The organism is Nocardioides sp., assembly GCF_036401255.1.
In the GTDB taxonomy this organism is placed as follows: domain Bacteria; phylum Actinomycetota; class Actinomycetes; order Propionibacteriales; family Nocardioidaceae; genus Nocardioides.
The window spans coordinates 1-6,856 of sequence record NZ_DASWVI010000101.1 but is presented as its reverse complement, the minus strand read 5'-3'; the positions used below and the strand labels follow the sequence as shown (position 1 = coordinate 6,856).

Sequence of the window (6,856 nt, the reverse complement as noted above, 5' to 3'; positions counted from 1 at the left end):
GTTGGCGAGGCGGTCGGCGTGCCGGTTCTGCTCGCGTGGCACCCAGGTGTACGTCGTGCCGAACGGCGCCAGCCCGCTCGCCTCGGCGGCCAGCGGACGCATGTCGGGGTGCTTGATCTTCCAGCGCCCCGACATCTGCTCCACGACGAGCTTGGAGTCCATCCGGACCTCGATGTCGGCGTCCGGGGCGAACCGGGCGGCGAGCCGCAGCCCGGCGATCAGCCCGGAGTACTCCGCGACGTTGTTGGAGGCCACCCCGATCGCGGTCCCCTCCTCGGCGATCACCGCACCGGTCTCGGCGTCGCGCAGGACGGCGCCGTACGCCGCCGGTCCCGGGTTGCCCCGCGAGCCGCCGTCGGCCTCGACGACGACGCTGCGGGTCACAGCCCGGACTCGGGGGTGCGCACCAGGATCCGCTGGCACTCCTCGCAGCGGACCACCTCGTCGGCGGGCGCGGCCTTGATCACGGCGATCTCGGCATTGTCGATGCCGAGCTGGCAGCCGGTGCAGCGGCGTTGGCGCAGCTCGGCCGCGCCGACGCCGCCCTTCTGCTCGCGCAGCCGGTCGTAGAGCGCCAGCAGGTCGGCGGGCATGTCGGCGACGGCCGGCTCACGCCCGGCGAGCACGGTCTCGAGCTCGGCGTCGATGGCCGCCATCCGCTCGTCTCGGGACGCGGCGAGCTCGGCGAGCCGCTGGTCGGCCTCGGCGACCTGGGCCTGCAGCGTGTCGAGGTCGCGCTGGGCGTCCTCGAGCCGGGCCATCACCTCCAGCTCCTCGTCCTCGAGGCTGGCGATGCGGCGCTCGAGCGACTCGAGCTCGTGCTGCATCCGCTCGAGGTCCTTGGGGTTGGTGATCAGGCCCTGGTCGATGCGGTCGCGGTCGCGGCGGCGCCGGGTCTTGACGGCCTCGACGTCCGAGTCGACCTTCTCCTGCTCGAGGGTCAGGTCGTCGACGGCGATCCGGGCGTCGCGGGCGCGGTTGTCGAGCTCGGTGCGGCCGGCACGGACCGACGCGATCTCCGCGAGCTCGGGGAGGCTCGCCCGCTGGTGGCGCAGCAGGTCGGCCCGGGCGTCGAGCGCCTGGACGTCGAGCAGCTTCAGTTGGGCGGAGGGGTCGGCTTTCAGCGGGGGCTCCTCGGGTGGATCAGATACGGAACTGCCAGGGGTCGGTCCGGATGGTGCTCACCCGGGTCTCCACCGTATCGCCCAGGCTCTCCCGCAGCCGCGCCTCCACCACCGGGAGCCACGTCCACTCCGCCGCCCAGTGCGCGACGTCGAGGAGCGCGGGCCCGTCGCGCTCGACGAACTCGCTCGCGGGGTGGTGGCGCAGGTCGCTGGTCACGTAGACGTCCGCGTCCGTGCGGGCCACGGTGTCGAGCAGGAAGTCGCCGGCGCCACCGCACAGCGCCACCCGGCGCACCGGTCGGTCGGCGTCGCCCGCGACCTTCACCCCCTGGGCGGTGGCGGGCAGCACGGCCGCCACGTGAGCGGCGAACTCGCCGAGGGTCGTCTCCGGCACCGTGCCGATCCGGCCGGTGCCGGTGGTGACCAGGCCGGGGTCGGCCAGCTCGACGACGTCGTACGCCGGCTCCTCGTACGGGTGGGCCGCGAGCATCGCCCGCACCACGGGCGTGCGCCGGTGGCGGGGCAGCACGACCTCGACCCGGACCTCGTCGACGGTCTCGACCGCGCCGACGGTGCCGATCGTGGGGCTCGCGCCCGCGAGCGGCCGGAACCGGCCCTCCCCCGGAGTCGAGAACGAGGCGTGGTCGTAGTCGCCGATCCGGCCGGCGCCGGCCTCGGCGAGCACCTCGCGCAGCCGCTCGGCGTCCGCGGCGGGGACGAAGACGGTCAGCTTGTCCAGCGGGTCCGCGGGCGCGCGCACGATCGGCTCGGCGTCGGCGAGCCCCAGCGTGCGGGCCATCGCCTCGGAGACGCCGCCGACGGCCTGGTCGGCGTTGGTGTGGGCGGCCAAGAGGGCGCACCCGGCGCCGGCCAGCGCCATCAGCGTGCGGCCCTTGGGCGTGGTGGCCGCGAACCCGTGGACCGCCTTGAGGAAGAGCGGGTGGTGGGTGACGAGCAGGTCGGCGCCCCACTCGCCGGCCTCCTGCGCCACCGGGAGCACCGGGTCGACGGCGAAGAGCACCCGGCGCACCGGCGCCGCGGGGTCGCCGTACACGAGCCCCACCGCGTCCCAGGAGTCCGCGGTGGCGGGCGGGTACCACCCGTGCAGCAGGTCGACGACGTCCTCGAGTGCGGGCATGGCGCCAGGCTAGTGGGGCCCGCGCCTACGCTCGACGCATGCCGGTCGTGAAGATCAACGCCATCTCCGTCCCCCAGCAGGCGCACGAGGAACTCGAGCGGCGCTTCGCCGCTCGCGCGCACACCGTCGAGCGCACGCCCGGGTTCCTGGGCTTCCAGCTGCTGCGGCCGGTGGCCGGCGAGGACCGCTACTTCGTCCTCACCCAGTGGGAGGACGACGCGTCGTTCGAGGCCTGGCGCGACGGCGACGCCCGCGCCGCCCACGCCCGGCCCCCGGGTGAGCGCCGCGACCCGGTCGCCAGCGGCGCCGACCTGCTGGAGTTCGAGGTCGTGCTGGACGTCCCGCCCGCCTCGGCCTGACCGTCGGCCGCCGCCCTTCGCTGTAACGCCGTGTTACCCGATGTTCCCCGGGCGTTGCAGCGGGGTCGGAAGAGGGGGTAAACGGGCGTTACAGCTGACGACGCGGCGCTTCCGAGGGGACGGGACCTAAGTCCCTGTTTGACACGGATCAGGCCCAAGTAAGTTGAGCCTTACCTTCGTTGTCGAGGAGTGGGTGTGGCTGGGACACGGTCGCTGGTGGAGCTGCCGGCGGGTGCGCGCGCGATGGTGGTCGGGACGACCGCCGACGTCGAGCCGCACGTGGCCCGGCGACTGGTCGACCTCGGCCTGGTGCCGGGCACCCCGGTGACCGTCGTCCGGCGGGCCCCGCTGCGCGACCCCACGCTGTACCGGTTCGCCGACACCTCGATGTGCCTGCGCGCCGCCCAGGCGCGCCACGTGCTCGTGACCGCCGAGCTGCCCGGCGAGCTGCCCGGTGAGACGACCGGTGAGCTGCCCGGTGAGCTGCCCGGTGAGCTGCCCGGTGAGACGACCGGTGAGACCACCGTCCAGGAGGCCGCGGGTCTCGCCCTGGGCGTCCGATGAGCTCTCACTGCTCCCCGGAGCCGGCGGGCACGGCCGTCGACCACGCGCGGCCGCTGGTCGCGCTCGTGGGCGCGCCCAACGCCGGCAAGTCCACGATCTTCAACGCGCTGACGGGTCTGCGGGTCAAGACCGGCAACTACCCCGGCGTCACCGTCGGACGCGCCCAGGGCACCTGCGCCCTCCCCGACGGCACCGCCGTCGAGGTCGAGGACCTGCCCGGCACCTACAGCCTCGAGCCGATCAGCATCGACGAGCGGATCGTCGTCGACTTCCTGCACGGCCGCCTCGACGGCGTCGGCGAGCCCGACGCGGTCGTCGTGGTCGCCGACGCCACCACCCTGCGCGGCTCGCTGCGGCTGCTCGCCGGGGTGCTGACCCTCGGCCGGCCGACCGCGCTCGTGCTCACCATGCACGACGAGCTGGTCGCGCGAGGTGGGTACGTCGACCTCAACCGGTTGACCCGCGCGCTCGGCGTACCGCTGGTGGTCGCCGACGGCCGCAAGCGCTCCGGCGCCGCCGACCTCGTCGACCTGCTGGCCGACCGGCCGTCGTGGCCCGCGCCGGTCGTCGCGCCCCCGACCGAGCCCGAGGAGTGCACCGCCTGGATCGCCTCGGTGCTCGCCGCCTCGGCGTACCGCTCGGCCCACGAGAGCCCGGTGACCGCCCGCATCGACCGCGTGCTACTGCACCCGGTGCTGGGCGTGGCGGTGTTCTTCGCGGTGATGTTCGGGTTCTTCCAGACGATCTTCGCGCTCGCCGCGCCCGCCCAGGACGCGATCGGCACCGGCATGGAGACGCTGGCGACGACGGTGCGTGACACCTTCGGCGACTCCGCGCCCGTCCGGCTGGTCTCCGACGGCCTGCTCGGCGGTGTCGGCGGTGTGCTGGTGTTCGTGCCGCAGATCGCGCTGCTGTTCGTGCTGATCGCGGCGCTCGAGCAGGTCGGCTACCTCTCCCGCGCGGCGTTCCTCATGGACCGGGTGATGGCGATGGCGGGCCTGGAGGGCCGCGCGTTCGTCGCGCTGCTGTCGTCGTTCGCCTGTGCGATCCCGGGCATCATGGCGACCCGCACGATGCCGTCGGCGCGCGAGCGTCTGGCGACGATGCTCTCGGTGCCGCTGGTCACGTGCTCGGCACGACTGCCGGTCTACACCCTGCTGATCTCGATGCTGATCCCCGCGGACGCCGCGTGGGGTGGGGTCAGCGCGCGCGGCACCACGATGTTCGGGCTCTACGTGCTCGGGGCGGTCTCGATGATGGTCGCCGCCCGGGTCGCGACGCTCCTCGGCGGCGGCCGGCACGTGCTGATGCCGTTCACGATGGAGATGCCGCCCTACCGGATGCCGGCGTTGCGCTCGGTCGTCGTCGCGGTCTGGCTGCCGGTCAAAGGCTTCCTGCACAAGATGGGCACGGTGATCGTGGTCTCCACGATCGTGCTGTGGGCGCTGCTGAACCTGCCCGTGCAGTCCGCCGCCGAGCTGCGCGCCGACGGCGTCGACCCGGACGACGGCACGGCGGTCGCGGCGTACACGATGGAGCACAGCGTGGCCGCCGGCATCGGCCGGGCGGCCGCCCCGGTGTTCGACCCGCTCGGGTTCGACTGGCGCACCAACGTCGCGGTGATCTCCTCGCTTGCGGCGCGCGAGACGTTCGTGGCGACGATGGGCCAGATCACGGCCGCCGGCAACCCCGACGACCCGGCTCGGGCGATGCGGGACACCACGTTCGACGAGGGCCCTCGCGCCGGCGAGAAGGTGTTCACCTCCGCCACGTTGGCCGCGCTGCTGGTCTTCTTCGTCTACGCGCTGCAGTGCATGGCGACGATCGCGACGCTGCGCCGCGAGACCGGCGGCTGGCGCTGGCCGTTGACGGTGTTCGGCGCCTACTTCGCGGTGGCCTGGGCGATGGCCTTCCTCGCGCACACCGTGGTGGGAGCGCTCGCATGACCGCCGTGGCGCTCCATCCCGAGGCCGGGACCGTCCCCGAGGAGGTGCGCTGGGTCGTCCCCGAGGCTCCCCTGCCGCCACCCGGCACCGCCGTCGCGCTGCCGCAGGAGCTGGCGGCCCTGCTCGTCGACGGCACCCTGACCGAGGTGCGCGTGCTGCCCGGGTGCGTCGTCACCCGCGCCCCGGCGGCTGCCGACTGGTCTCGCTGCGGCACGCAGGTACGCCGGGCCGTCGCCGCCGCGGTCGCCGAGCCCGGCCGCTGGCGCACCGAGGCCGGCGATCACCCGGACGACCGCGAACTGGCGGCCGCCGTACGCCGGCTCCTCGCCGGTGACGTCGGCGACTACGTGCGCTCGCACGGTGGCGCCATCGAGCTCGTCGGCGTCCGGCACGGCGTCGTGACCGTGCAGATGCGCGGCGCCTGCCAGGGCTGCCCCGCGTCCGAGCTCACGCTGCGTGCGCGCTTCGAACGCCGGCTCCGCGAGGAGTGCCCCGCGCTCGTGGACGTCCGAGCCGCTGGTCCACGTCGATAGTCAGGCGACGCCGGGGCACGCATTCGGCCCGGCCCTCGCGTATTACCTACACATGTAGGTAGTACGCGCAGGGGTGGACGCACGTGGCCCTGGCCAGCTAGTTGACCTGGCGGTCGCGGCCCTCCCAGTACGGCGCGCGCAGCTTGAACTTCTGCAGCTTGCCGGTGGCCGTGCGGGCCAGCTCGTCGCGGAACTCCACCGACGTCGGCGCCTTGTAGCCGGCCGCCTTCTGCTTGCACCAGGCGATCAGCTCCTCCTCGGTCGCCGAGGCGCCGTCGGCCAGCACGACGAGGGCCTTGATCGTCTCGCCCCACTTGTCGCTGGGCACGCCGATCACCGCGACCTCCGAGACCGCCGGGTGTGAGAACAGCACGTCCTCGACCTCGATCGAGGACACGTTCTCGCCGCCGGTGATGATCACGTCCTTCTTGCGGTCGCTGATCGTCAGGTAGCCGTCGTCGCCGAGCACGCCGCCGTCGCCGGTGTGGAACCAGCCGCCCGCGAGCGCCCGCTCGGTCTCCTCCGGCTGCTCCCAGTAGCCGTCGAGCACGACGTTCGACCGGGCCAGCACCTCGCCCGTGGTCTCCTCGTGCTCGGAGATCGCGAGGCGCACGCCGAGCGCGGGGGCACCCGCCCGGGTGAGCAGGACGGCCCGCTCCTCGGCGGGCAGGTCGTCCCACTCCTGCCGGGTGCGGTTGATCGTGAGCAGCGGCGAGGTCTCGGTGAGGCCGTAGATCTGGATGAACTCCCAGCCGAGCTCCTCCTGCACCCGGATCACGGTCTTGGTCGGCGGCGGCGCCCCGGCCATGATGATCCGCACCCGGTCGCGGCCCGGGATCTCGCCCTCCCAGGTCTGCGCCGCGTCGAGGACGGCAGCCGCGACGGCGGGTGCCGCGCACATCACGGTGACGCCGTGGTCGCGCACCCGGCGCAGGATCTCCGCCCCGTCGATCTTGCGGATCACGACCTGCTGGACGCCCAGCCCGGTCATCGCGAACGGCATCCCCCAGCCGTTGGCGTGGAACATCGGCAGGGTGTGCAGGTAGACGTCGCGGTCGGTCACCGCGGCGTGCATCGCGAACGTGACCGCGTTGACCCAGATGTTGCGGTGGGTGATCTGGACGCCCTTGGGACGGGCGGTGGTGCCCGAGGTGTAGTTGATGCAGGCGGTCGCGTTCTCGTCCGGCTCCCA

8 protein-coding genes are annotated in these 6,856 nt (G+C 73.5%); 4 read left to right on the top strand and 4 right to left on the bottom strand.

The window, feature by feature from the left end; translation table 11 throughout:
- The 3 genes from VGD85_RS04795 to VGD85_RS04785 all read right to left on the bottom strand — a co-directional run.
- The coding region (locus VGD85_RS04795) for a reverse transcriptase-like protein (RefSeq protein WP_331062302.1) at positions 1-384 on the bottom strand (384 nt) is incomplete at its 3' end.
- The gene (locus tag VGD85_RS23200) at positions 381-1,094 is read right to left on the bottom strand and encodes a zinc ribbon domain-containing protein (protein ID WP_422656619.1); all 714 of its coding nucleotides are present in this window, start codon (positions 1,092-1,094) and stop codon (positions 381-383) included. The genes VGD85_RS23200 and VGD85_RS04795, both read right to left, overlap by 4 nt.
- 49 nt (positions 1,095-1,143) lie before the next feature.
- Positions 1,144-2,262, bottom strand: a complete 1,119-nt coding sequence (locus VGD85_RS04785) for a Nif3-like dinuclear metal center hexameric protein (RefSeq protein ID WP_331062300.1) — start codon at positions 2,260-2,262, stop codon at positions 1,144-1,146.
- A 38-nt stretch (positions 2,263-2,300) separates the two neighbouring features.
- Between VGD85_RS04785 and VGD85_RS04780 the strand changes: the two genes are divergently transcribed.
- From VGD85_RS04780 to VGD85_RS04765, 4 genes are all read left to right on the top strand, one after another.
- Entirely contained in the window at positions 2,301-2,621 is a 321-nt protein-coding gene (locus VGD85_RS04780; protein ID WP_331062299.1) for an antibiotic biosynthesis monooxygenase, read from the top strand.
- A 195-nt stretch (positions 2,622-2,816) separates the two neighbouring features.
- On the top strand, positions 2,817-3,185 hold the full coding sequence (locus VGD85_RS04775) for a FeoA family protein (protein WP_331062298.1): 369 nt from the start codon (positions 2,817-2,819) through the stop codon (positions 3,183-3,185).
- Between the two features lie 65 nt (positions 3,186-3,250).
- A complete protein-coding gene (feoB, locus tag VGD85_RS04770) occupies positions 3,251-5,131 on the top strand; it encodes a ferrous iron transporter B (protein ID WP_331062303.1) in 1,881 nt (626 codons plus the stop codon).
- Positions 5,128-5,664 carry a NifU family protein gene (locus VGD85_RS04765; protein WP_331062297.1) on the top strand — a complete coding sequence of 179 codons (537 nt, stop codon included), beginning with the start codon at positions 5,128-5,130 and terminating at the stop codon, positions 5,662-5,664. The genes feoB and VGD85_RS04765 overlap by 4 nt, the downstream gene beginning before the upstream one ends.
- Before the next feature lie 97 nt (positions 5,665-5,761).
- Here the strand turns inward: VGD85_RS04765 and VGD85_RS04760 are convergent.
- Positions 5,762-6,856, bottom strand: a 1,095-nt coding sequence (locus VGD85_RS04760; protein WP_331062296.1) for an AMP-binding protein, incomplete at its 5' end; no start/stop codon positions are given.